We start from the raw sequence: 24,819 nt of genomic DNA on the forward strand, positions 1-24,819 counted from the left end.
AGCAGAATCGTCATGCAAAAGAGAACTAAGAGTTGAAAAAGCATAAAAAATGCCACTCCCGCATGTGCAAGAGGGCATTTTTCATCAGTCAAGATGGGAGCATAGAGAGTATTCAAATTAAATCGAGTATGTTTCTACCTGTTTCTTATAATTTTTATATAAAATTATAGTAATTCTACATAGAATTGGAATTTTTCTACATAAAATTATAGTGATTCTACAAAAAATTATAGTTTTTCTACATAAAATCAGATTGATTCTACAAAAATAACATTTATTGGAAATATCAAACCAAAAAACCTTATCAAGCCTCCCCCAGCAAAGCCGCCCCCACAACCCCGCTCCGGCTATCAAGCCCGGACAGCCTGATTTCTGTATCTCTTATCATTGTCTGAAGGCCAATCTCCTTCAGCTCAATCTTCACCCGGTCAATGATCCATTGCCCGCCTGACATAACCCCGCCTCCCAGCACAATGACTTGGGGATTGAAGGTATGGATGAGGTTGACCAGCCCATAGGATAGCCCTTTGATCATGATGCTGACTGTTTCTTCAGCAAGAAGATCTCCATTATGGTACAAGCGGAAGACTTCCTCGCCTGTTATTTCAGCAGGATAATCACTATGCACCTCAGCTTTTTCAACGAGCTCTTTCATCCTTCTGGCGATCCAGGTGCCGGACGCATAGGTTTCCAAACAGCCCTTCATGCCGCAATTGCACTCTTTTCCGTTCATATCAATCGTAATGTGGCCAAGCTCTGCAGCCCCGCCCCAGGCTCCCCGCATCATACTTCCATTTGTGATGACAGCACCGCCGACACCGGTACCCAGGGCAAGGCAAACCACTTCCCGGAAGCCTTTGGCAGAGCCAAACTGCTGTTCAGCAAGGCATAATACATTAACATCGTTATCAATATAAACTGGCAGCCCCGCAAACTCCGATATGATCCCGGCAAGGGGGATATTTCCCCAGTCCTTGATATTGGCGGTTCCTGACAGAATGATTCCGCGAGAGAAGTCCACCTGGCCAGCTGTACCAATTCCGATTTTACCCAAGGCTAAACTATTAATCTTTGCGTGCTCCTGCATGTCTCGGATGATCTTTTTCAATGAATCTATGATTTCAATCCTGCCTGCTTTAGGCGTCAGCACCCTGTTTTGATATATGACGCTGCCAGCGGAATCCACAATTCCGGCTGCAATCTTCGTCCCGCCGATATCTATGCCGATATTATGAAGCATCCTTTCTCCCCCCTAAATGTATTCAGCTTTTGGAAGGTTCCTCTGCGAAAGGCGGGATTGTAACAGGCAGCTTCCCCCTGAATTCAGCTCTTCCTTCAACCAGCTTCTTCAAAGCAGAGATCGTGTGGCTCGTATTGCTATAGGCAGCAATATAAGCGGCCGCATTTGCCGGAAATGCTGATATGATCTGCGGGTTCCATAAAGACACGATGACAATTTTTCCTGTGATTCTATTGATTTCCTCATAGAGATTCACCCAATTTTCATCAAGAGTTCTCCGCTCATTGATCAAAAGAAGCACAAAATCTTCCTCTTTCACGCTGCCCGCCAGCTCATCAATTTCTTCCTGGGAAGGATTGGCACCTTCGATATAATGAGTTTCGTACCTGCCCCCATTGAATACTTGATGGATAATCGCTTTACGGTCGCCGACATAATTTTCATCATTATAGGTTTTTTGGCTGATAATTTTAACGGACGCTTCTGATGGAAGAGGCAATAATCCTTTCCTGTCAAAAAGGAGGGTGATGCCTTCCAAGGCAATTTGCTCCATCCGGTCATGGTTGTTTTTTTCATGATCTTCTGGCAACTCTTCCTCTGCAGGCTCATGGCTCTTTATCCACTTTTGTTTAAAAGCACTTATCCTCCCAACTGCCGAATCAATCGTCTCTTCACTAATTTGCCCGTCGGCAACTGCCTTCTCGACCGCTTCAATCATTAGCTGCTGGGCAGCCACATCCCTTCCGCAGGCAAGAATAATATCTGCACCCGCCTGGACGGCCTTTACCGTCCCAGCTTCCCTGCCGAAAAACTTGGAAATAGCCTGCATCTCCATGGAATCCGTCAGAATCAGGCCGTCAAACCTGTACTTTTCCCGCAAGAGCTTTTGCAAAAAGAAAGAACTGAGTGTTGCCGGATGGTCGGGATCGAGCTTCGGATAGACGATATGGGCTGTCATGATGGCTTCCATGCCTGTTTGGATGTTCTCGATGAACGGCAGCAGCTCAAACCGCTCCAGCTCTTCAAGATTTTTCTCTACCTTCGGAAGGCTGAGATGTGAATCAAACTCGGTATCCCCATGTCCCGGAAAATGCTTCCCTACCGCAAGCATTCCTGCAGCACGATAACCTTCTATGCTTTTTTGGCCGAACATGCTCACCATCTCAGCCGTCTCACCGAAAGAACGGGCGCCGATGACAGGGTTTTTGGGATTATTATTAATATCAATATCCGGTGCAAAATTCATATTGAACCCAAGCTTCATCAATTGAAGCCCCATCAGATAAGAGGCATCATAGGCATTTTCAGCATTACCGGCAGCACCGATCAGCATATTTCCGGGAGAAATGGCCATCCCTTCCCATAAGTAAGCTATCCCTCCTCCCTCCTGGTCGATGGAAATCCAGAGGGGCGGCCGGTTATGCATTCTGGCGATACGCTGGATTTCCCTGTTCAGCTGCCTTACCTTGCCTGCGTCTTTTAAATTCCGCTGAAAAAGGATGACTCCGCCAACGTTCAGCTCCGCAATGGCTCTCTCCAGCTCTGGATTCATTTCTTCCCCAGCGAATGCGATGATGAACATTTGTCCAATCTTCTCTTTCAGAGACCAGTTACTATTCATGCCTTTCCCTCCAGTACATCCTCATTTCGGCCCGGCACTTCATCCAGGTTCAATGTAAAGCCGACTTCAAACATCCTTCGCCATGGAAGGTAGACACCGCCCAGTATGACTTTACCTTCCGGAATATCCGCGAGATAAGTGTCAGTAAATTGCTGGAGTTTTTCTGCAGCCATATCTGTTACTTCACTAACCTGGCTGCCGAGATTCCGGGGAGTCAGTCCCATCTGCGGCAGAACTTGATAGGAAATATGCTTCCGCACAATTGACTGGTACCCCCAATCTTCCACAAGGCGGGAATAAAAGAAAGAACGGCTGGCCTTATTAAAGGCAGCAGGCGTTTCCTTATCCTCCTGCTGATAATATGATGCGATGATGGCATGGGAAATGACCGTCCCCATTGTATTGCCATTTGTATTCCAGCCGGCATACGACAGGAGGCTGTGGAGGATAGACTGCTTGGAGAGCTGCTGCAGCAGCGAATGGTCCCCGCCATTGCATATGGCCACATCCGCTAATGCTACCCTCTTGCCTTTTCCGATATAATGCTTCATTGCCTGGATGAATTCCCGGATATTCACCTCTGAAAAATAGGAGCGGTGCCTGCTGCTAAAACCATGGCTTGATTCTGCCATATGCTCTGCCCCCGCAGCCGGAGAATGGACCATCAGCAGGAAATCATTGTCCTTTTCATCTCCTGTAATAATGCCGCCGGCCGCAGTGATATGGGATTTGATGCTTTCCATCAGGGTGCGGTCCTCATATCTTGGGATGATGTGCGGTCCGTTGGCAGAAGAAAATCTGAGTGCAATTTCAGGGCTATACTGTTGGATTTCACAGAACACTCTTGCGAAAAGGGTACAAGCAATCTCATCAGCTCCCGGGTAGACAGCCGTCCGGTCCATCAGATTGAGCCGGTCGATTTCAAGCATATGCTGCCGCTGTTCTTTGGCAGTGAATCCAAATTCCGAATTATCGTCAAGCGGGATGATAAAATAATCGATTATCTCTTCCTCAACCATCCGCAGCACATGTGAAGTCAGGCTGAAATTGGTTTTTCTCCGTTTAAAATAATCCTCCTTCACTTCCTCCGGGAGCCTGCTTTCTATCTCCAGCAACTCAGCTAGCTCCTCCTTGCCTGCAAGCACCTGATCTCTTTTATCGGACAGGCGGCCAAGGCGGCAGATCTGTTCGCCGTAGTGCTCGTAATAGTCGGGCTCCTCCTCGCTGCTGCTGTAGGCAGGGACACGCATGATCAGATTATAGGCATAGATTTTTATATGTGGATTTTCGTCCTGAATCGTTCTCAGCACCTCGAGCCGTTTCTGGCACTTATCCATGGAAAGGTGATGCAGCCGGGAAGGGACAATGCCTCCATAGATCAGCATATCGATGGAAACAATTAAATAATCTGCAGATCTTGATTCCTCCCTCAGCCATTTGTGAAGGAGAGGAACATCAGCCGGCCTCTTCATATCGCCAAGCAGCTGCTGGTCCGGTACCACCATCTTCAAGTCTGTCATTGCCGCCAGGTCCTGCGGATATTTCAGGTTGCAGGGCCTCTCATCAAGTGGAAGGTATATGACCTTTTTCATAAGGATCCTCCTCTGCTCAAGTTGTGTTCTTTCAATAAATTCCACCAGCCGTACTGTTCAAGATAGATGCTATCAAAAATCATTAAGCTTCTGCCGTGCATGGTGCACATCTGCAATGCCTTCTGAAACTGCTGCTCATCACCTTCATAATCCTTGAGAAATAGGGATGGCAGGTACGAAGGCTTGCCCATCACCGCCGCCTTGCTGATTTCGATCGCCCCTTCGACACTCTGCCAGTCTCTCAAGCCTGCAGCTGCTGCTTCCTGCTTTGTTGCATGAAAGTAATAGCAGCCTGTCATCAGAAAGTCGAGCTCTTCAGCGTATCCTGTCTCACTGTAATCATGATCCATCCAATCATAGCCCGGGCTGAACTCCCTGCTGCCCCAATTGACACCTTCCTGAAAAAACTCCGGATACCATGAGCCGACATATACACCAAAATCCCTGCTGCTGCCCGCTTTCTTCACTTCTGCTTTTGCTTCCTTTATAAAGCTGCTGATGACAGATGCCCTCCAGGCAAGCCATTTTTTAAAGTAGGGGCCTCCCTCAGCCACATCATCAGGCCAATTATTTATAGGAAGACTGCTGTACTTTTCAAATTCCCTCCTGCTAAGCGGGCTGTAATCAGCTTTTACATTCGGATAACGGCACCGGTCAAGAATGAAGGCGTCGAACTCATAATTTTCTCCCAGTTCACGGATGATGGAAAGCTCATATTCTCTTACTTCAGTCAGAGCGGGATTAACGAAAACAGCATTTCCGGTCCAGTCCTCCGCCTTAGTAAAGACCGGCCTTCCGTCTTCTTCCTCCCCGAGATAAATCACTTGCCAGTCTTCCTGTAATTGAGGCAGTGCCGGCGCCCCTATCCTGCCTTCAGCAAATATATCTGCCTTCAATATTGCCTTTAATCCCTGCTTTTTGACCTCTTCAAGCATCACTGCCACATAATCAAGCCCCTGCCAGCAGGAAAACCTTTTCCATTCTCCGGCATGCGGGGCAAGTTTACTTTTATAGGTAACATATCCGTAAGGAATTTTTGCGTCTACGACAATATGGGTAAATCCAGCCTTTTTGGCCTTTTCTATGTATTCATTCCGCTTTTCTTCTATATGGAGCCTCGCGCCATTAGCCAGAAAGTCGATCCACAGGACCTTTGCCTCTCTCATGAAGCCATAACAACTCCTTTCCCTTAAGTGAGAAATGGCGCCTCCTCAGGCGCCATTCCTATCTGATCCCGGTTAAACATTATCCAAAACAGACAGCCTTTTACTTGTTCTTATACCAGTCATTGACTTCATCAGTCCATTCCTGGCCGCCTTCTTTATTCCATCTTTCTACAAACTTATCAAAAGCATCGATAGGCTCGTTTCCGGCAATGATATTGGAAAATACTTCATCTTCCATTGTCTTCAGCTGACCGCCATACTGGCCGCTTGCACGTGTTGGAGGTCCCTGATATTCCGTATGCATGGCGTGTTCGCCAATTTTGGTTACATTGTCATATAAGCCGAATTCAAGGCCAAGTGAATCCAAACGGATTTTCGTTGTTTCCGGATCAAGCGGCTCTACAGTAACATACATCTGGCGGTAAAGATGCTCATTATGTTTTTCAAAATCTGTTGATGCCACTCCGTCCTTCATGCTCCACACATCTTCTTCAAACCCGAGGAAAATATCGCGGAAACCGTCAGATACGATAAAGTCCAGGTATTTCACTACGGCTTCTGCATTATCGCTTGTCACTGGTACAGCATTGTAGCCGCGGACAAGGGCGCTTCCCGCAGGGCCGGAGTCTCCATTCGGCCCAACCGGATACTCGAGTGATGTCCACTTGGCATCAGGGTTATTCTGCTGGTTTGTAAGGATTGGCCCGCGAGGATCCCACCATGCCGCTGTAAACATGCCGGCGCGGTCGTTGGCCACTTTTTCACCCAGGACAGACAGGCTGTTGGAAGGAAACTCTTTATCCAGCAATCCTTCTTTATACATATCTGCCAGGAAGGCGAGCGCTTCCTTCATTTCAGGAGTGGTGCTGGAATATACCAATTTGCCGTCTCGCTCCACCCACTGGCTGCGCTGAATCCCGAAAGCCCCAAGGAATGGAGAGATTCGCCCCAGTGTATCTGTCATGATCAAGCCTGTATTGTCTTTTTTCGCTTTGAATTCTCTTAATACATTCACATATTCATCAAGGGTTTCCGGTTTCTCAAGCCCCAGCTCGTCAAGCCAATCCTGGCGGACATACATGATTTCAGACCCTTTTTCCTGGAGAATATGGGGAATGGCGTAGATTTCGCCATCAACTGTCACAGCATCCCAAGCTTCCTCCGGTATCAGCTTCTTCAGATTCTTACCATGCTTATCAACAATATCAGTCAGCGGTGTGAGTGCCTGCTGATTCACATAATTGACGAACCAGGTTGCATCCGGACTGTAGATGAGGTCTGGAAGATCATCACTTGCCATCAGGACATTCAGCCTTTCCATATATCCTTCAGCTGGAGGCACCTGGACAGATACATCGATGCCTGTATTTTCCTCAATAAATTCAAGGTAAGGATTCTTGTTTTCATCCATGCCGCTCGGGAAAGTCCGTCCATAGTTATTCACGACAATATCAATCTTCTGGTCTTCCTTTGAATCCTTTTCATCGTTGCCCGTTTCTTTGGAGCAGGCGGTACTGAACAGCATCACTGACGCTAAAGCGAGACCTAAACCAGCTTTTTTTGAAAATAACCCCTTCATTCTACATTTCCCCCTTTGGAAATTTAATTAAGATAATACCTTTCGGGTATGAAGCAGAAAATAAGTCCAGGCTATACAGGCATCATCCCGGACACCCCCTTTTATTTGCTGAAAAGCATCAGCCCTTTACAGAGCCAATCATGACACCCTTTACAAAATACTTTTGAAGGAATGGATAGACAATCAGGATCGGCAGTGTACTGGATATGAGGGCGGCTGCCTTTAGTGACTCATTGGCAAGGAGCTGCTGCTCGAAATTATCCCTCAGATTTATTTCTGACTGATCGAACTGGATCAGCTCCCTGAGATAAACCTGGAGCGGATATAAACCTCTGTCATTGATGTACAGAACTGCATCAAAGAAGGAGTTCCAATGAAATACCGCATGGAATAGGCCTATCGTCGCGATGACCGGCATCGACAATGGAATGACAATCTTGAACAGGATGCCGATATTAGAGGCTCCATCCATTTTCGCCGACTCCTCCAGCTCTGCCGGGACACTCTGGAAGAAATTCTTGACGATGATCAGGTTGAACGCGCTGATCGCCGTCGGGATGATGTATGCCCAGAACGTATTAAGCAATCCCGTTTCCCTGACGACCAGATAGGTAGGGATCATACCGCCGCTGAACAGCATCGTGAATACTACGAGAAACAAGATGACGCCACGGCCTTTAATATATGATTTCGACAGTGGATAAGCCATTAAGCAGGTCAGGAAAACATTTATAAACGTACCGACCACAGTCCGCCCCACACTTACACCAAATGCCCTGAGAAAATGCTGGTCCATCAGCACCTCTTTATAGGCGAGGAAGGTAGTCTCAATCGGGAAAAAGACGACCTCTCCCGAAACGATGGCGCGCTGGCTGCTTAAAGACTGGGCGATTACATGCAAGAAGGGGAACAGGCATAATAGTGCAAAGCCCCCTAAAAGCAGGTAGTTGATGGCGGAGAATGTTTTCTCTCCTTTTGTCCGCATAACTGCCATTTAAGGCACCCCCTTACCAAAGGCCATTCTGCCCCAGCTTTTTGGCAAACTTATTGGCTGCCACAACCAGGATGAGTGCAATGACCGATTTAAATAATCCGACCGCAGTCGTGTAGCTGAACTGTCCCTGGGTGACGCCGACCCGGTACACATAGGTTTCAAAGACGTCTCCAACGTTATATACAAGAGGATTCAGCAAGATGAAGACCTGTTCAAACCCGACCTCCAGGATATGGCCCATCTGCAGGATCAGCAGGATGACGATGGTAGGAAGCAGGCTCGGCAAAGTAATATGCCATGTCTGCTGCCATTTATTGGCCCCATCGACTGTTGCCGCCTCATAAAGCTGAGGGTCGATACCAGCGAGGGCAGCCAGGTAAAGGATGGTTCCCCAACCTACACTCTTCCACAGGTCACTGGCGACAAGGACACTTCGGAACCAGCTGTCATCCGCAAGGAAGTAGATCGGCTCAAACCCGAGGAATTCAACAAAGCTGTTCACAATCCCTGTGGATGGTCCAAGAAGATTCATCATGATCCCGCCGACAATGACCCAGGAAAGAAAATGCGGCATATAGATGACCGTCTGGATCGTCCGTTTATACATCATGTTCTTCAGCTCATTCAGCATCAGGGCGACAATGATAGGAGCCGGGAAGCCCCAGAACAGCTTATAAAGACTGATAAGCAGTGTGTTTTTGAAAATCCGGTAAAACTCCTCCGCCTCAAACATCCGCTCAAAATGTTTAAAGCCGACCCATTTGCTTTCCAGGACACCCGTAAATATGCTGTAGTCCTGAAAGGCAATCACAATGCCCCACATCGGTACGTATTTATAAATGATGAAAAATAATATGCCGGGCACCATCAGCAGATACAGATCCCAGTATTTCAGGAAAACATTCTTCCGTTTGATTTTTGGCTTTGTCTTAGCATCGAACTTTGCCGCCTGTGTTTCAATCGGTGCTCCTTTGATCATAAAAACCCCCTCCTTTCACTAACCTGCCATCAGCACTTAAACAGAATGGACAGCCGGCCACGACAGCTCAATCCCCTCAGCTTCAAGGAACCTCTGGAAATCAGCCAGCCTGACCGCATCATTGCGGATTTGCCGGGGGGTCAGACCCCGCTTCAGGCTGTAAGCTGCCAGGCAGCCGCTCGCTTCGCCAATATTCCACTCGACCGGGTGAAGGCGGTAGCAGCCATTTGTGATATGCGTTACGCCAAGGTTTTTGGACGCCGGCAGCAGATTATCGACCCTCACAGGGATCAGGCTGCCCAGCGGAATCTGAAACGGCAGGCTGGAGATATCGATGAAAGTAGACAGGCCTGTACTTGGATGAAGATCAATCCGATAGCATCCGATCCCGACAGAATCTGGAAAAACTTCAGCCCCCGCTTCTCCGCGGACAGCCGTGCTGATATGCTGCTCCAATACGGTGAATTCAGCTTTAATCCTCCTCGATTCCCTGATATAGGGATACATGGCAAGGCCATCATCAGTGCCGGTCACATCCGGGCGAAGCCGTAGCCCCTTATACCCCTGTCCTCCATCCGGCCTCGGCGCTTCTGTCTGCATCCAGTAAAGGAGCGATAAACTCAGCTGCCTGGCTCCTTCGAGATGCTTCTTCCTCTCCTCTTCGTCCACATCGATTACCGGGCCAAGCCAGTAATCGTTCTGCGGCCAGTTAATGAGAGAAATGTCGCCCTCATAAGTGCCCTTCTGGAAATTGCTTTTATCTATCAATCTCCGATATTCCCATAAAGAAAATTTGCCTTCTTCCTTAAAGAAGCCATACGTAATCGGTTCAAGTGTCACAGGGCTGACAGCCGTCCAGTCCAGCTGCCTGTTAGGCCAGAAAGAAGCCCTGTAATCCCGCCAGAAGCTGTAGGTTTCGGGTTTCTGGATGGTAAAGTCTTCTCCTTCCAGATAGTCAACGGCAAAGCAGTGGGTGATGGCCTGCATATCCAGCGGGTCTGCCTCCCCTTCCCGCGCATGCGGCTCTCCTGTCTCCTTCTGCGACTCTGCCCCTGTCACGTATTCCCCCCCGGCAAGCGGCAGCAAATCCCCGCAATCTGTTGCGTCCAAAAAGTAGGGAGCAGTCAGTACATAACTTTGCCCGCTTAACAGATGCTCTGCCTCCACAGCCTTGACCTGGTCCCCGTCCGACTCTGCTTTCCTTGCTTTGGTTTCCGTTAGGACCACAATCTTCCCGCTATGTATGTACGGAGCCAGCATTTCCTGCAAGGCAGCCAGCGCTGCACGGGGCTCGTGGGAGATCCGGCTCACAATGGCGCTTCCCGGGTTGAGATGTGGCATCTGCAAGGCTTTTTCAGAGAGCGGAAAATGCGACTTGTAATAGTTTCTTACCAGGCTGCGGAAAGTCCGGTAGCTGCTGGTGCAGCCAAATTTTTCGATCCAGCGGTGCTCATCAGGGGGGACCGCCTGGTTCGTCAGCTGCCCGCCGATCCATTTCGTCTCTTCCGTCATCACGACTCTGCACCCGGACCTGGCAGCAGCCAATGCTGCTGCACATCCTCCTGTACTAGCGCCGATGATGACAATGTCTGCAGACAATTCTCTTTTCAGCATTTCATTGGCCCTCCTAATATAATTTGTCGGAAACAGCTTTGGCCGTCTTCTGCAATGCAGCCAGCGAATGTTCCTTATGCTGCCTCTCAATGAATCTGGTCAGCATATCGAGCACATGCATCTGTGAAATAAGAGAAGAGAAAGCACCGCCATGGAGCGGGTCTTCCACACCAGAAGTCAAAAGGGCGACATCACCGTATTTGGTAATCGGCGATTTCATATGGTTGGTGATGCAAATGATGAATGCCCCATTTCTTTTGGCGATTTCAATGGCATCGACCAAATCTTTCGTACTTCCGGAGGTAGAAATCCCGATGACCACATCCCCTTTTTTGGCCAAGGCGCAATTCATGGCGATCACGTGGGAATCAGAAGCTGATTCCGCATTGAATCCCAGCCGCATGAACCGGTACTGCGCCTGCTGTGCCATCACACCGGATGCACCGACGCCGAAAAGATACACCTTATTGGAGGCAATGACCTCCCGGGCTGACTCCTCCATGGCATCCGGATCGACCAGGCTGAGTGTATTCTGCAGTGTAGCAATGTTTTCGGCTGTCACCTTTTGGGCAAGCACATAGGCACTGTCCGTATCTTCCACTTCGCCAAATTCCTGCCTCGCAGCTTCGGTGCCATTCTGGGCAACAGCCAGCTTGAAATCCTGGTAGCCGCGATAGCCAAGCTTCCGGCAGAAACGGATTACGGTCGTCTCCCCCACTTCGGCATGCTCGGCCAGATCTGAAACCGACCAGTATACCGCCTGCTTCAGATGGCTTCTGACAACCTCGGCCACCTTTTGCTCCGATTTTGTCAATGATTGAAATATGCTCGTGATCATTACATCAGGGTTCATTGTCGTGCTGATTCTATTCATTGAAACATTCACCTTCTAAAAGTTCGTATAGTTATAGATATTGATTTACATAGGAAAGCGTCTGATCCATATGGCTGATGATGCCCATATCATGGCCTGAAAAAGGAAACACCTCAATCGACTTCTCAGCCTGGATATGGTTGTAGACGCCGTATATAGGCATAGGCGGGCAGACCAGATCCTTTAATCCTGCTGTGACCCTTGTCCTGCAGGTGATGCGCGAGCAGAGATTCAGATTATCAAAATAAGAGAGAGTCTGATAAACAGTTTCTATATGCTCTGGATGCCTGTGAAGGAACTGTTCGACTATGGTCAGCGAACCTTCAAACTTCTGCTTCATGGCCAGGCCTATATCACACATATTCGGAACATCTGCGACAGCAAGCTTTGGCCTGCCGTCAAGGGCTGCCACAGCGAGCGTGATGCCTCCCCCCATGCTTGCCCCCATCACAGCGATCCGCGAGCTGTCGATCTCCGGCCGGGAGCTTACAAAGTCGATTGCCCGGACTCCATCCATATATACCTTCCGATAATAGTATTCTTCCTTATCGAGAATGCCTTTTGTGGCCCAGGTGCCCATTTCATCCGAGTTATAGCGGGAATAGTCGCCTGTCCGTCCCTGGCCCCTGCAGTCGACAGCCAGGACGGCATAGCCCTGGATCAGCCATTTCATATAATGGGAGACTGAATTTTTATGGCCCCCATAGCCGTGAAAAATGACGAGGCACGGCAGTTTGCCGTCATGCTGGGGCGGCAGTATATAGTAAGCCTGGATAGGTGTTTCATCGAACCCATGAAAGCTGGCTTCATATGCCTCAACCTGCCTGATCGGATAATCCATCCGCTTCACTTCGTCCCCCAGTGGCCTGCTCCTTGTCTCGAGAAGCGTCCAATCCCAGAATTCATCATGGTCCCCAAGCTTTGTCCGGCCAGGGATATATGCTTCCAGCTGCCTGATCTGTTCTTCTATATGATTCAGCAAGGCTTCACCTCCTTCGCTTCTTATTTAACTTGTTTTTTAAGTGCCATCCTTTCAGCCGTTTCCCTGATAGCTTCATAGAATTGCTTTGTGATGACCTGCGGCCTTGTAATGGCAGTGCCTACTACTACCGCATGGGCCCCCAGTTTAAGGGCTTCGGCTGCCTCCATCGGGGTCTTAATATTACCTTCAGCGATAATCGGGATTTCTGTCGCCTTCGCCAATTCCTCGATCAGCGGCAGATCGGGTATCCTGCGATCTTTGGTATAAGGGGTATAGCTGGATAGCGTTGTGGATATCAGATCAACGCCCGCCCAGCCTGCGGCAATTCCTTCCTCGAAATTGGAGATATCGCCCATGATAAGGCAGGAGCTCCTTTCCCGTATGTAAAGAATCAATTCCTCAAGAGATTCTCCATTCGGCCGCTTTTGCTTTGTTGCATCCAGGGCGATCACATCTGCTCCTGCTTCGATTAAAGCGTCCAGTTCAACTTTTGTCGGGGTAATATATACCGGGGAGCCGGAATAATCCCTTTTAATCAGGCCGATGACTGGAAGATTGCAGGCCTTTCTTATCGCGATCACATCATCTGTTCCATTTGCCCGGATGGCAGCCGCTCCTCCTTCTTTAGCAGCCACTGCCATTCTTGCCATCATATCTGCCCCGTGAAGAGGCTCTTCAGGCAGCGCCTGACAGGATACAATCAGCTGCCCTTTAATTTTTTCCATGAAAGCTTGTTTCACCATATTTTCACGTCCTGTTTTTAAATTTCGGTTTTGATTTGCCTGCTTGCCATCTGCCCTTTTCCAGATTGTGATATGCCCCTTTTGGTAAGCGCTTCCACTTTACTGAAAGCTTTAAAGCTGACCAGCGTCAATGCATAGGCCATAGCACTTCCTGCAAAAAGCGGGATGAGTCCTGGCAATGCTCTTAGAATGATTGCCCCGCCGATAAGGATGGCCAGATGGGCCAGAACGGCCAGCGGATTCATTAGCATAATCATGAAAGTGCTTTTAAAATACTGCCACCATTTAGCTTGATAGTGAACATAGACTGGGAAGAGAAAAGTGCCAAGAAGCAGATAAAGAAAGGCTGTTACCCAAAAGAAGTAATAAAGGATGAGCAGACCGATATTCGCGGGAGAAGAAAAATAGAGAATATCGATATACAGGATGATGCCTGCCCCAAAGTATGCTGCGCCAATCATATTAGCTTTCGTAAATTCTTTTTTAAACGTATTCCAATAGGTCAGGAATACCGGAAGATCTTTGTTGCCCTTGATCCACTGCCTGACGATAGCAAACATCGCAGCAGTTGAAGGGAAAAAGCCAAGGAATACGGCCCCAAGGAGGGTAAAAAAAATCCACAGCAGATTGACATAAGCAAGCCGGACAAACATGAGGCAAAACTTATATAATCCATCCATATGGGGATTATTCATCAAAACACACGTCACCTCGCAATAGAATAGTAGAAATGCTGGACCATAAAAAGTGGAGTTATCCTCCAATGTATTATTCATTTATTGGAATATACCTCCATCATAAAGCCCAACCCATTTATTGTAAAGGCTTTATTTTATAAATTCAGAAAATTAAAAAGAAAGACAAACACTCTTTCAGCAGAATGTTTGTCTTCTATTTTTACAATAAAGATTCAAGCAAATCGATGATCTCAGCTGCTGTGTCGGGGTCCACATGCTTCCCGCTGTGCTTCTCCAGCTGGTCAATCACCTTTTGAACGGACTTCTTGCCATTCTTTTCTTCCTGCAGAGCTTTCTTTTCATCTCCTCTTTCCCGGAACTCCTCCATCCTTTCAAAATGCCTTTCTGCATTTCTCAGCTGTGCAAGCAGGCTGTTGCGGATACCGGCATCATTCTGCTCTTCAATCAGCTGCATCGCTTCCTGAAGAGGATCTTCACTGGATTCACGGTTCAGCTTCAGCACTTTATGATGCGTCTTCATGCCATCCACAAATACTTCGACAGTTACTTGATTAGCTCCCACTTGAAGCGGAACAGCTGCAGAAAAAGCACCGTTCGATTGGACAGCTGCTTCCTCTCCATTAATTGTAACAGCTGCAGCCCCCGCTCCAATTACCTCGGCCTTTCCTTTAATTTCGACTTTTGATTTAGTAAAGGTTTTTCCATCATACTCAAGGAAGCCGCTCAAAAGGGCTGCCCTTACATCATCACCGACTCTATAGGCATTAGCGACCAGCTGCCTTCTTTCCCTGATACCTGAAGCATCAGCGGCAGAAATGACAAATCCGCCTTCTGGTATCAGGCTGTTGTTATCATTGGCTACGCCCCAGCTCCAATTCATGGCCTGCTCTTTATTGACCATTTTTGTAACCTTCCCTGTTCTATCAACAACTGCCTCAACGCCCCATTTATTGGTTCCAGTGCTTAGGCCGAACCCATCAGAATAAACGTTAATATTATCTTCATTGCGGTTGACGTTGAAGAAATCACCCTTGATCGGCTCCGAGCCCTCCCGCGGGTCGCTTATCCCCAGCTCATAATCCTTCACATATTCCTCGTCATTGATCGATGCTTTAATGACCGGAAAATTTGCCTGGGAATAGTCAAAAATCATCAGCCCGGCAGAATTTTGGAGACCTGCCTGGAATACTTCACGCTGAAGCGCAGGCTCCTGATGATTGGCGAGGGCCATACCGGCATAGACAGGCAGCTCGCCATTCATAAGGATATTTCCAAGTGTAATATATTTCTTCACCTCTGCTGCAGTATCCTGATATGTGCCGATCATAAGGAAGTCCAAGTCTTCTGTATAGCCAAACTGCGCATAATCATCAGTATAAATCTGGTCATTAGGAAATTGCAGCCGCTCATCATACTTAAAATTAGGGCTGGACCAGTTGACTCCGTTCAAGTAGTAAGAATCAAACCAGGAACCTACATAAGATGAAATCTCCACCTGCTTGGAACGTTTGCCATTATAGCTATCCACAAGCCCTCTCAGCTGAGATGTGAAGTCTTTGATAACGCTTGCCCGATAAGTGAACCACTCATCGATCAGTGGTCCATCCACCCGGGTTGAGCCTTCATAAGTAAAAACATCTTCAGGCCAGCTGGTCAGCTGTTTGCCGCGTTCAGCCAGGAAGTCTTCAAATTGAGCCCGGGAAATGTCACTGAAATCGGCAAAGAAATTATCATACCGGCCTCTGTCCAGGACAATTCCATCAACATCATAATTTTTAATCACTTCTTCATAGGACTTTAATTGATAATCAACCACTTCTGGGTCTGCCGGATTCACAAAGGCAACCAGCGCCCCGCTTTTTCCATATTTGCTTTCCCGGAGCGGAAGGATCTGGCCGCCGTCCTCATGGCGGTATACCTTCTCTTCCCATTCCGGATGATCATTCAGTACAGCATACTCATCATAGGCAATAGATCCTTCAGCAAATACGTTCATAGAGGCATGCACCGTCAAGCCGAGATCATGGGCATGAGATATGAATTCTTCAAGCAGATCCAGGTCAGGATTGGAACCCGTCCTTGACGGAGCCGTCATTTCACTCACATAGGGCCTGCCTGTCAGATCATTTTTCTTATAAGAGGCAAAACCTTCAACTCCCTTAACATCAAAGACAATGCTCGTCACACCAGCATCCTTAGCCATCACGAGCATATCGCGGATGCTCTCGGATGACTGAAACTTCCGGGCATTCGCTGCCTGGTCTACCCAAAGGAAAACTTCCTTGTCTTCTTCAGTATAATTTTTATAAAAAACAACAAGTGATTTCTTCTCGTATTCTTTGCCATTTTTTGAAATTGTAAGATCGATATAATTCGTTTTCGCTGACAATGGGTACTCATACTGGAAGGAGCCATCAGAAGCTATAGCTGCCTCCTGCCCATTCACCATAAGGCTGTAATCTTCCCCTTCTTCAAAGTTGCGGATTGTTCCCTTCACCAGAGTGGAAGCTTCAGTTACGGTATACATCGGTTCATTGGACACCTCGATGCCAGGCACCATCCCTTCCCCGGTCATGAACTCGGTAATCGGGACAACCTCGCCATTCTTCCGGAGCTTGATCACATCACCCTCTGTAAAATTAACGGCCAGGAACTTCCGGAAATCCTTCGTTGCCCAGGAATCATCCTGTGCCAGGAGTACATAGCCCCCTGCCGGTATTTCAATAGTCTGCTCCGGCTCCCAAACAGGCACAGCCCCACCAGCGGATGGATTGACCACTTTTGTCACTTCGTTCTTATCGTTCACTTGAACAGCGACCCAAAGCCTCTTCACAAGGATCTCCCTTGCATACTCAGATGTATAAAGGCCGATGAAATCAGCTTTCCCTTCAAAATCCTCATCAATAAATGAGATTTGCTTCATTTTCCCAATAGGATCAATAGTAATATCCTCTGGCGCTGCCTCCACTTCTATCACATCATCCTCTGTATAGTCAGCGGATGCCGAGAAAACCGGGATCATGGAGAATAATAGAATCAGAACAGAAAACACACTGTAACGCTTTTTCCACATTCTTATTACCTGCCTTCTTTTAGTTTTTCTCATGGCATAAGGGATATAAAGTTTTTATGAATAGATGTACTGTCACACCTCCTTTTAGATTTGAAGTATGGAGATCTCTTGGCTGGATTAAAGCATTATGAAAAAGCGTTTATTTGAACGCCTTTCTAAAGAAATAGTGGTGTCGGCTATCATGTAGGGGAAAGCTTGATGAATTCTTGTGAAGTCGGACTGGAGGAAATCTCCTTTTCTATTTACATTTTCGGAAGATGAATCCATAATAAATGAAAGCGCTTTTATTGTAAAGTTAATAGTCGGAAATTTCTGAAACTAGTTATTTAGAATCATATAAAGGAGTGAAGGCAATTGAAAAGCTCAGAAGAACAAGCGGAGAAATTGATTTGGCATGATCCGAAAGAGGCACCATTTGTGATTAGCGGCTTTGCCTGGTTCCAGGATGAAAAGAAATACAGGCGGCTCCCCTCCGAGCCTGACTGGGAAATACCTGATATTGTCAGCAGGCTCGCAGACTGTACAGCCGGAGGGCAGATACGCTTCCAGACAAATGCCAAAACGATCGCTGTAAAAGTAAAGCTGTCGGGAAAGGCGGATATGAGCAATATGCCTGCCACCGGACAATGCGGCTTTGACTGCTATATCGGACCCGCCGGCCACAAACATTTTGTTAATATAACAAGATATGAGCCAACACTGCAGGAATACGAGCTAGCTTTTTTTGAACGGGAAGAAACTGACCTACTGCCGATTACATTGAATTTTCCGCTGTACCAGGGAGTCGGGGAAGTTCTTGTGGGAGTCAATGAAGGAGCGGTTATATCTGAACCCGCCCCCTTTGACAGCGGACAGAAAATCATTTTATACGGTACTTCGATTTTACAGGGAGGATGCGCTTCAAGGCCGGGGATGGCATATACCAATATTATCAGCCGCAAGATCAACCACGAATTTATCAACCTTGGATTCTCGGGAAGCGGCAGAGGCGAGCCCAATATGGCTAAGATCATCCGTACGATTGAAAATCCCGCCTGTCTCGTTTTAGACTATGAACCCAATTGTGTCAGCACAGAGCTGTATAAAAAGACCCTGCCAGAATTCATACGGATCTATAGAGAAACTCACCCTTATGTCCCGATTATCCTAGTCTCTAAATTTCCTTATGCCTCAGAAGCTGTGGACCGGCAGCTTTATGAAGACCGGATTGCCAGATTAGTATTTCAGAAAAACTTAGTTCAGGAACTTCAGCAAAAAGGCGATCAAAATATAACGTTCATCGAGGGCACTAATATGCTCGGAGAATATACAAATGAAGCTACCGTTGATGGGGTCCATCCCACAGACCTGGGATTCATTAAAATGGCAGAGTATTTGGGGCCGGTTATTGCTGAAACTGTGGGCCGGCAATGAGTGCCGGGCGAACAGTTGGACAGGACACAAAAAGGGACAGTAACCTGTCCCTTCGTTTCCCTTTTACCAGGAAGCTATAATCATTCCGTTTTCCACCCATGTTCCGTACTGAAGATTATGGTCAAGGACCACACTTACTTTTGCTCCAGTTTCCGCTGAGAATAGAACATTCTCGGGGAATTTTTTATATTCTTCATATTTACCGATTAATTCTGCAACCATATTTGCATATTTCAGAGGGGCGCTCATTATCCCTGTACTCGTATGGACGATGGCTTTTCCATCTTTAATATATGCAAACAGATCACTGTTTGGGATAGCGTACAATTTTGCACCGTACTTCTTTGCAACTTCCATTTGATACAAGAATTTTTCTTCAGGCAACACTAATTCATACGTAGAGTCACCAATTTTAATTGTATTCAACGCTGCGTCCGGCTTGGATTCTTTTTCTTGAGCTTTAAGAGGAGGCTGTTTTTGAGCAGGATCGTTTTTCTTTTCAGAATCATTCCCCTCCACTTTTTCAATCACCGGCTCTTGAACTTCTGCAGCTTGCACTTTTACTTCCTCTTTAAAGCCTTCTTTAAATTCGCCTATTTGAGCTTTTACATCCGTTTTTTCTTCAGTGGCCACTACCTCTGTTGGAGATCCTTCATAATAAAATGCACCGGCACTGCCTAAAAATAAGGTCATAAGAATAATTGCAGGAAATTTCTTTTTCATTTCTTTTCCTCCTCAAGATCATTTCATAGATTTAGACGATGTAAGATTAAGAAAGGTTGACAAAATAACAAATAAATTTCAATTATTACAATTATGTTTCGAAATTTTGTGGCAGGACACTAAGCTCGCTTTGAATCCAATGAAAAAGATGGAATATATAATTCTAATAAATTCATAAATCTTTAGAAATCAATAATTCCCTTTAATATTAGATAAATTCATTGTAGAATATAGTAAAATATTACCAATAAAGTGAGGGGTAAGATTGAAGCTTAATCCATAGATTCTGCTAATTGTAGTAGCAGCTGCAATTTATATAGGAATAAATATCAACGAAGAATCTCTATTACAAACTGAAATTAATAAAACTAGCACCCATGCTAGACAAGCAGTACAAAAAGCTGCAGTAAAGAGGATTCAGGATTCTCCCGATATCTCTCCGGAGCACATAATGGAGCATCTACAAAAAAACGGCTTTGAAATCCTCCCGGTAACCGCTGGTACAACAACAGATATTCATACAGGAACCATGGCCCTGAATAACAGCAATTTTGTCGTACAAGTCGATGTGTACTTTGAAAGGTCCAGCCAGAAGGTCCTTCTTATTGAAACTAACATTGACGCCAGTGCATACATTGATCATCCAGACCAGTCTGAGGTTGAAAACACTGTCAATAAGATTGCTGAAAACTATTTCATCCCTATTGCCAAGATTCCTTTTAAAGGAACAGAAGAGAATGAAGCAGGAGAATGGGTGAAGGCAAACATACATAACTCTTACTCTAACGCCCCTAAGGAAAAGACCAGTACCCAGGCAGGTGCTGCAACAATTAACATCTTTGGAAACCCATTAATGAGGACTTTGGAAATAGACTTTGGGTTTTAGCAGTATTAGGGTTGAATTTTCGTGACTTGATAAACACGACAGAATTAGGAAAATTAATTCAATTTCGTATTAATTTTGAGGATGACAGTTACCTTATCCATGAAAATTAAAGAGGGACAGATACCTGTCCCTCTGCTCTACTTTACCATGATGCTACAACCACTCCGTCTTCTATCCATATGCTATATCCTATTTGGTTCCCGAAATCGACAGTTACTTTAGCTCCAGTTTTAGCGGAGAATAAAACATTTTGAGCGATGTTCTTATATTCTCCTCCTGGTGCAAGAAATTCAGATAATATATCGCTATACTTAAGCGGGGCTGCGGCGAGTCCAGAGCTCGTTTGAAGGATGGCTTCTCCATTTCTGACAAATACAAACATGTCACTGTTTGGAACTCCGTAAAACTTTGCACCATATTTCTTGGCAAACTCCTGGTCATGATTGAACTTCTCCTGGGGAGAGATTAGATAATAAGTTGTGTCTTCTATTTTAAACGTATCTTGTACTGAGGCAGGCTTAGATTCAGGCTTTTCAGGTTTTGAACCAGCCGGCTGTTGGCTGGAGTCACTTTTCCTTATAGAGTCGGCATTCTCAACGTTTTCGTTGGATGTCAAATCAGGTTCAACGGTTGGAACTTTCACTTCCTCTTTGAAAGTTTCTTCTATTTTACTAATTTGAGCCTTTAGATCAGATTTTTCTTCCGTAGCATTAACTTTCGCCGGAGAACCTTCATAATAAAACGCACCCGCAGTACCTAAAAACAGTGTCATCATAACAATTGCTGGATATTTCTTTTTCATTTTGATTTCCCCTTTTGTTTATTTTTTATATTAATAAAAATCAGTTTCTATCTGGAGCTACTTAATAAATGCGCCGGCTGCACCAAAAAGTATCAGAGGAACAACTGCTTGTTCTTTTCAGTTAAAAAATTCCCCTCAAGTACATTTCAGAATTTAGACGATACAAACTAAGGATAGGTTTATAAAAATGACAAATAAATTTCTTTTTTTACAAAAACATTTCAAATTAAGATATCTTCTTAAAACCACGGCACAGATCTCAGAATCAGTCACCTTGGTTTTGAATTAAAACTGAGCAGGTAAAAAGGATTCAGCCGTCTCCTTAGCGAATTACAACACACCCAAAACTCAGAGGTGATTTCTCATGCATAAAACAGCTCTCTTAACTGTGACCCATGATCCAACCGGGAACAACTGTGAATCTTTCATTGAATGCAAGAGCTTGCTTGAAGATATATATGAGGATTTATTTATTGCAGTCAGCAATGAAACTTCTCCTGATTTGATCAAGCTTTTGGAAGAAAGCCAATTCAAAGTAAAAATCATCCCTAAAAGAGGAGCTGCCCATGCCCGGCGCAAAGCAGTAGAATGGGGACTAACGTCACAAATGGATTACTATCATTATTGTGATTTTGACAGGATATTGACCTGGAGCAGATATTACCCTGAAGAGTTAGGAACCATAATTTCCAACCTATCAGCCCATGACTACACAATCATAGGGCGCACCGAACGGGCATTCAAAACCCATCCTGTTGAATGGGTAGAAACCGAAAAAATAACAAATAGAATCTGCTCACTGGAACTTGGAAAACAAGTAGATATAACCGCGGGATCCTGTGCATTTTCACGGCAAGCTGCAGGTTATATCAATCAATATTCAGAGGCAAAGATGACAGACGCAGAGTGGGCTATGATCATCCATAGAATAGCTCAGTTTAATTTAGGATATATAGCTGCAGAAGGGCTTGAATATCATGAAGAAATAAATGGGGTTTCCAAAAACATCAGCCAAACTGAGAAGTGGATTCAGCGTCTGGAATTAAGCTTAATTATAAGTAAATCTGCCAGGGATACCGTGGCTGGTGCGTGTGCTAATCAAACGTTTGATTAAACTGGAGGAGGAGGCTGTCCCAAAAGTATAACTTTTGGGGCATCCTTTTCTTTTTGGGCAAAAAAAAGAAGAAAATCGATCCTTTTGATATAATGAAGTCACCACAACAACCATTATAAAAAGAAAGGATCGATTTTCTTATGTACAAACAGTATAACACGAACCAACTGACCCTTCCAATGGATATTGAAGTCCTCATACCCGAACAGCACCTTGCCCGGCTAATTGACCTTGCGGTCAATCAAATGAACCCCACTATTTTTACTTCCCTCTATCCTGGAGGAGGTCGTCCTCCCTATCACCCAAAAATGATGTTGAAAGTCATTTTGTACGCGTATGCCAACCGCATCTATTCATCTCGCCAAATTGCCAAACAATTAACCGAAAATATTTTCTTTATGTGGCTTTCAGGCGAACAGCAGCCAGATTTCAGAACCATTAACCGGTTCAGGACTGAACGAATGAAGGATGTTATCTATGAAACCTTCTTCTCCATTGTAGACCTCCTCCGGGAGGAAGGTCTCGTTAAGCTGGAGGATTACTTTCTTGATGGCACCAAAATAGAAGCCAACGCCAACAGATATACTTTTGTTTGGAGAAAGGCTACCGAAAGATATGATAAGCAACTGGATGAGAAGTTCCGTCAGATTGTCATGGACATTGAACTGGTTACGAGTGAAGATGAAAAAGCAGAACAGGAATTGGGCTTTCAGGAGAAACTGGAGGAATCACCAATTACCTCTGAAAAAATTGCAAACACAGTCAAGAAACTTGAAGAACGGCTAGAACAAGATCCTAAAAATAAACCTTTAAAAAAGGCGCATCGTCAATTAAAAAAGGATCTTCTGCCACGTAAACAAAAATATGAAGAACAGAAAGCGACATTTGAGGACCGAAACAGCTATTCCAAAACTGATAATGATGCCACATTCATGAGAATGAAAGAAGATCACATGAAAAACGGTCAGCTAAAACCCGGATATAATGTCCAAATTGGGACAGAAAATCAGTTTGTCGTTGGCTTCAGCCTTCATCAGCGAGCAGGAGATCCAGGATGTTTTATTCCACACTTAAATATTTTAAAAAAGTACAAGCGCCCAAACCCAAAAACAGTGATTGCCGATTCTGGTTATGGCAGCGAGGAAAACTACTCCCATTGTGAGGGAGAGGAAATTGAAGCGCTCATCAAGTACAGCACTATCGATAAGGAAACAACGAAAGCATGGAAAGAACAAGTGGGCCGAATTGAAAATATGGAATATGATGAGGAATTGGATGAGTGGATCTGCGCAAATGGAAAGAGGCTAACCTTCCAATATGAAAGCAAAAAAACCTCAGATAATGGATATGAATCGGTTAAACGGACCTACCGGTGCACTGACTGCCACGGTTGCCCTTTCCTGTCATCATGTGCAAAAGACAAAGATGTAAAGACCGTTCAGGTCTCTATAAAAAACCAAAAGCAGCGAAAAGAAATCCGCGAAAAGCTGTCGACTGAAAAAGGAGATCAAAAGTACCGGAAGAGGAAAATAGAGGTTGAGCCGGTATTTGGTCAAATTAAATACAATAGGGAATTTAACCGTTTTTCCTACCGAGGACTCTCAAAAAATCTGACAGATTGGGGGCTTATTTGCGTTGCGCATAATTTACTAAAATGGGATTCCATCACTAAGAAACCAAAAGAAAAAGCACAATAAAGGGGCATCTACCCTCTCAAAGCTACCATTAGCCTTCAAAAATACCCAAATTTTCTCAAGTAACAAAAAAACTGACCCAAAAGATCGTAAATCAACGACCTTTTGAGTCAGCCTCCTCGAATTTTTCCTTCGCTCTAGTCTTGCCTGGACAACTGAATTGGCAAGATTCCTTTATATATTGCCGATGACTATAGATATAGACTGGGTAGAAAAGAACAATAAAAAGAGCAAGGGAATGCTATACTGCCTCAGTAACCAAACCAAAATGGAATATGATACCAGTACACTTATAATGTAAAATATAGTTAAAGATGGATACAGTATGTTACCATTTAATTGGATAAAACAGAAGGAGGCAGACATATGAAACTGAAAAAATCTCTATTTACTTTTCTTGCTGCGGCTATTTTGCTGTTCCCGTCAACTCTTGCTTCAGCGGATGTGATGTGGGGAAAAACTGAATTGAAAACAGGGCAAATTGGAAAAGTCACTATTCTGAGGGATATTGGTGCTATCAAATTCAAACCAATCCGGGAGGATGGTCCGCAGAATCCAATGCATAGTTTTAATCGTGATGTAGTGAAAATGTTAAAACCCGGGGAAGAATTTCGGGTGTACGGAGTTAAACGCATAGGAGAGGCGCTGTTCTATGATTTAGGCGGAGAGCTGTATGTCCAAAGGACAAACAATATACAATACGAAACCCCGTCCAAAGCCAAACTGGCTCTTTTAGAATCAAGCAATACAGATTCTAAAGTAATGTGGGGAAAAACAGAACTGAAACCAGGGCAAATTGGTAAAGTTACTATTTTACGTGATATTGGTGCCGAGAAAGCTGATCCGGCAGCTATCAGGAAGTATAGGGTAGTAAAGATGTTAAAGCCTGGAGAAGAGTATCGGGTTTATGGGACCAAACGGATTGGGGAAATACTGCTCTATGACCTTGGCGGCGGTTTATATGTCCAGAGAACAAATAACATAAAATATGAAACTCCTTCTAAAGCAAAGCTGGCTCTTTTAAACAATTAA

20 protein-coding genes are annotated in these 24,819 nt (G+C 45.4%); 5 read left to right on the top strand and 15 right to left on the bottom strand.

The window, feature by feature from the left end:
- Window positions 1-304: 304 nt before the first annotated feature.
- The 13 genes from AC4E8B_RS22030 to AC4E8B_RS22090 form a co-directional block, all read right to left on the bottom strand.
- Complete coding sequence (locus AC4E8B_RS22030; RefSeq protein ID WP_490215591.1) at window positions 305-1,240, bottom strand: ROK family protein; 936 nt, start codon at window positions 1,238-1,240, stop codon at window positions 305-307.
- A gap of 22 nt (window positions 1,241-1,262) precedes the next feature.
- Window positions 1,263-2,861, bottom strand: a complete 1,599-nt coding sequence (gene nagZ / locus AC4E8B_RS22035; protein WP_490215592.1) for a beta-N-acetylhexosaminidase — start codon at window positions 2,859-2,861, stop codon at window positions 1,263-1,265.
- Window positions 2,858-4,453: a DUF4127 family protein gene (locus AC4E8B_RS22040; RefSeq protein WP_490215593.1), complete on the bottom strand. Its 1,596-nt coding sequence runs from the start codon at window positions 4,451-4,453 to the stop codon at window positions 2,858-2,860. Before AC4E8B_RS22040 ends, nagZ begins: the two co-directional genes overlap by 4 nt.
- On the bottom strand, window positions 4,450-5,619 hold the full coding sequence (locus AC4E8B_RS22045; RefSeq protein ID WP_490215595.1) for an alpha amylase family protein: 1,170 nt from the start codon (window positions 5,617-5,619) through the stop codon (window positions 4,450-4,452). The genes AC4E8B_RS22040 and AC4E8B_RS22045 overlap by 4 nt, the downstream gene beginning before the upstream one ends.
- A gap of 100 nt (window positions 5,620-5,719) precedes the next feature.
- The gene (locus AC4E8B_RS22050; RefSeq protein ID WP_490215596.1) at window positions 5,720-7,198 is read right to left on the bottom strand and encodes an extracellular solute-binding protein; all 1,479 of its coding nucleotides are present in this window, start codon (window positions 7,196-7,198) and stop codon (window positions 5,720-5,722) included.
- 118 nt (window positions 7,199-7,316) lie between these two features.
- Window positions 7,317-8,192: a carbohydrate ABC transporter permease gene (locus AC4E8B_RS22055; protein ID WP_490215597.1), complete on the bottom strand. Its 876-nt coding sequence runs from the start codon at window positions 8,190-8,192 to the stop codon at window positions 7,317-7,319.
- A 13-nt stretch (window positions 8,193-8,205) separates the two neighbouring features.
- Window positions 8,206-9,171, bottom strand: a complete 966-nt coding sequence (locus AC4E8B_RS22060) for an ABC transporter permease (protein WP_490215598.1) — start codon at window positions 9,169-9,171, stop codon at window positions 8,206-8,208.
- A gap of 36 nt (window positions 9,172-9,207) precedes the next feature.
- Complete coding sequence (locus AC4E8B_RS22065) at window positions 9,208-10,782, bottom strand: FAD-dependent oxidoreductase (protein ID WP_490219835.1); 1,575 nt, start codon at window positions 10,780-10,782, stop codon at window positions 9,208-9,210.
- A gap of 16 nt (window positions 10,783-10,798) precedes the next feature.
- Window positions 10,799-11,659: a MurR/RpiR family transcriptional regulator gene (locus AC4E8B_RS22070; protein WP_490215599.1), complete on the bottom strand. Its 861-nt coding sequence runs from the start codon at window positions 11,657-11,659 to the stop codon at window positions 10,799-10,801.
- 31 nt (window positions 11,660-11,690) lie between these two features.
- On the bottom strand, window positions 11,691-12,641 hold the full coding sequence (locus AC4E8B_RS22075) for an acetylxylan esterase (RefSeq protein ID WP_490215600.1): 951 nt from the start codon (window positions 12,639-12,641) through the stop codon (window positions 11,691-11,693).
- 20 nt (window positions 12,642-12,661) lie between these two features.
- Window positions 12,662-13,384, bottom strand: a complete 723-nt coding sequence (locus AC4E8B_RS22080; RefSeq protein WP_101549122.1) for an N-acetylmannosamine-6-phosphate 2-epimerase — start codon at window positions 13,382-13,384, stop codon at window positions 12,662-12,664.
- 17 nt (window positions 13,385-13,401) lie between these two features.
- Window positions 13,402-14,079, bottom strand: coding sequence for a YesL family protein (locus AC4E8B_RS22085; protein WP_490219837.1), 678 nt, complete (start codon window positions 14,077-14,079; stop codon window positions 13,402-13,404).
- Between the two features lie 202 nt (window positions 14,080-14,281).
- Complete coding sequence (locus AC4E8B_RS22090; RefSeq protein ID WP_490215601.1) at window positions 14,282-17,155, bottom strand: family 10 glycosylhydrolase; 2,874 nt, start codon at window positions 17,153-17,155, stop codon at window positions 14,282-14,284.
- 354 nt (window positions 17,156-17,509) lie between these two features.
- On the opposite strand from AC4E8B_RS22090, the gene AC4E8B_RS22095 reads away from it, so the two are divergent.
- The gene (locus AC4E8B_RS22095) at window positions 17,510-18,568 is read left to right on the top strand and encodes an SGNH/GDSL hydrolase family protein (protein ID WP_490215602.1); all 1,059 of its coding nucleotides are present in this window, start codon (window positions 17,510-17,512) and stop codon (window positions 18,566-18,568) included.
- Between the two features lie 63 nt (window positions 18,569-18,631).
- On the opposite strand, the gene AC4E8B_RS22100 is transcribed toward AC4E8B_RS22095, so the two are convergent.
- Window positions 18,632-19,291: a hypothetical protein gene (locus AC4E8B_RS22100; protein WP_490215603.1), complete on the bottom strand. Its 660-nt coding sequence runs from the start codon at window positions 19,289-19,291 to the stop codon at window positions 18,632-18,634.
- A gap of 451 nt (window positions 19,292-19,742) precedes the next feature.
- Here AC4E8B_RS22100 and AC4E8B_RS22105 point away from each other — a divergent pair, with 451 nt between their 5' ends.
- Entirely contained in the window at window positions 19,743-20,177 is a 435-nt protein-coding gene (locus tag AC4E8B_RS22105) for a hypothetical protein (RefSeq protein WP_490215605.1), read from the top strand.
- Between the two features lie 142 nt (window positions 20,178-20,319).
- Here the strand turns inward: AC4E8B_RS22105 and AC4E8B_RS22110 are convergent, their stop codons facing one another.
- Complete coding sequence (locus AC4E8B_RS22110; protein WP_490215607.1) at window positions 20,320-20,979, bottom strand: hypothetical protein; 660 nt, start codon at window positions 20,977-20,979, stop codon at window positions 20,320-20,322.
- Window positions 20,980-21,343: 364 nt separating this feature from the next.
- On the opposite strand from AC4E8B_RS22110, the gene AC4E8B_RS22115 reads away from it, so the two are divergent.
- The 3 genes from AC4E8B_RS22115 (at window position 21,344) to AC4E8B_RS22125 (ending at window position 24,819) form a co-directional block, all read left to right on the top strand.
- Entirely contained in the window at window positions 21,344-22,093 is a 750-nt protein-coding gene (locus tag AC4E8B_RS22115) for a hypothetical protein (RefSeq protein WP_490215608.1), read from the top strand.
- 140 nt (window positions 22,094-22,233) lie between these two features.
- A complete protein-coding gene (locus AC4E8B_RS22120; RefSeq protein WP_490215609.1) occupies window positions 22,234-23,790 on the top strand; it encodes an IS1182 family transposase in 1,557 nt (518 codons plus the stop codon).
- A gap of 363 nt (window positions 23,791-24,153) precedes the next feature.
- Window positions 24,154-24,819 carry a hypothetical protein gene (locus tag AC4E8B_RS22125; RefSeq protein ID WP_490215610.1) on the top strand — a complete coding sequence of 222 codons (666 nt, stop codon included), beginning with the start codon at window positions 24,154-24,156 and terminating at the stop codon, window positions 24,817-24,819.

The organism is Bacillus sp. SRL543 (assembly GCF_984799205.1).

Excerpts from the sequence above, each read along its gene's own strand:
- AC4E8B_RS22090 (WP_490215601.1), bottom strand. The coding sequence starts at position 17,155 with ATGTGGAAAAAGCGTTACAGTGTGTTTTCTGTTCTGATTCTATTATTC.
- AC4E8B_RS22120 (WP_490215609.1), top strand. The coding sequence starts at position 22,234 with ATGTACAAACAGTATAACACGAACCAACTGACCCTTCCAATGGATATT.
- AC4E8B_RS22045 (WP_490215595.1), bottom strand. The coding sequence starts at position 5,619 with ATGAGAGAGGCAAAGGTCCTGTGGATCGACTTTCTGGCTAATGGCGCG.
- AC4E8B_RS22055 (WP_490215597.1), bottom strand. The coding sequence starts at position 8,192 with ATGGCAGTTATGCGGACAAAAGGAGAGAAAACATTCTCCGCCATCAAC.
- AC4E8B_RS22125 (WP_490215610.1), top strand. The coding sequence starts at position 24,154 with ATGAAACTGAAAAAATCTCTATTTACTTTTCTTGCTGCGGCTATTTTG.
- AC4E8B_RS22105 (WP_490215605.1), top strand. The coding sequence starts at position 19,743 with ATGGAGCATCTACAAAAAAACGGCTTTGAAATCCTCCCGGTAACCGCT.
- AC4E8B_RS22085 (WP_490219837.1), bottom strand. The coding sequence starts at position 14,079 with ATGAATAATCCCCATATGGATGGATTATATAAGTTTTGCCTCATGTTT.
- nagZ (WP_490215592.1), bottom strand. The coding sequence starts at position 2,861 with ATGAATAGTAACTGGTCTCTGAAAGAGAAGATTGGACAAATGTTCATC.
- AC4E8B_RS22080 (WP_101549122.1), bottom strand. The coding sequence starts at position 13,384 with ATGGTGAAACAAGCTTTCATGGAAAAAATTAAAGGGCAGCTGATTGTA.
- AC4E8B_RS22110 (WP_490215607.1), bottom strand. The coding sequence starts at position 20,979 with ATGAAAAAGAAATATCCAGCAATTGTTATGATGACACTGTTTTTAGGT.
- AC4E8B_RS22070 (WP_490215599.1), bottom strand. The coding sequence starts at position 11,659 with ATGAATAGAATCAGCACGACAATGAACCCTGATGTAATGATCACGAGC.
- AC4E8B_RS22040 (WP_490215593.1), bottom strand. The coding sequence starts at position 4,453 with ATGAAAAAGGTCATATACCTTCCACTTGATGAGAGGCCCTGCAACCTG.
- AC4E8B_RS22060 (WP_490215598.1), bottom strand. The coding sequence starts at position 9,171 with ATGATCAAAGGAGCACCGATTGAAACACAGGCGGCAAAGTTCGATGCT.
- AC4E8B_RS22100 (WP_490215603.1), bottom strand. The coding sequence starts at position 19,291 with ATGAAAAAGAAATTTCCTGCAATTATTCTTATGACCTTATTTTTAGGC.
- AC4E8B_RS22115 (WP_490215608.1), top strand. The coding sequence starts at position 21,344 with ATGCATAAAACAGCTCTCTTAACTGTGACCCATGATCCAACCGGGAAC.
- AC4E8B_RS22030 (WP_490215591.1), bottom strand. The coding sequence starts at position 1,240 with ATGCTTCATAATATCGGCATAGATATCGGCGGGACGAAGATTGCAGCC.
- AC4E8B_RS22050 (WP_490215596.1), bottom strand. The coding sequence starts at position 7,198 with ATGAAGGGGTTATTTTCAAAAAAAGCTGGTTTAGGTCTCGCTTTAGCG.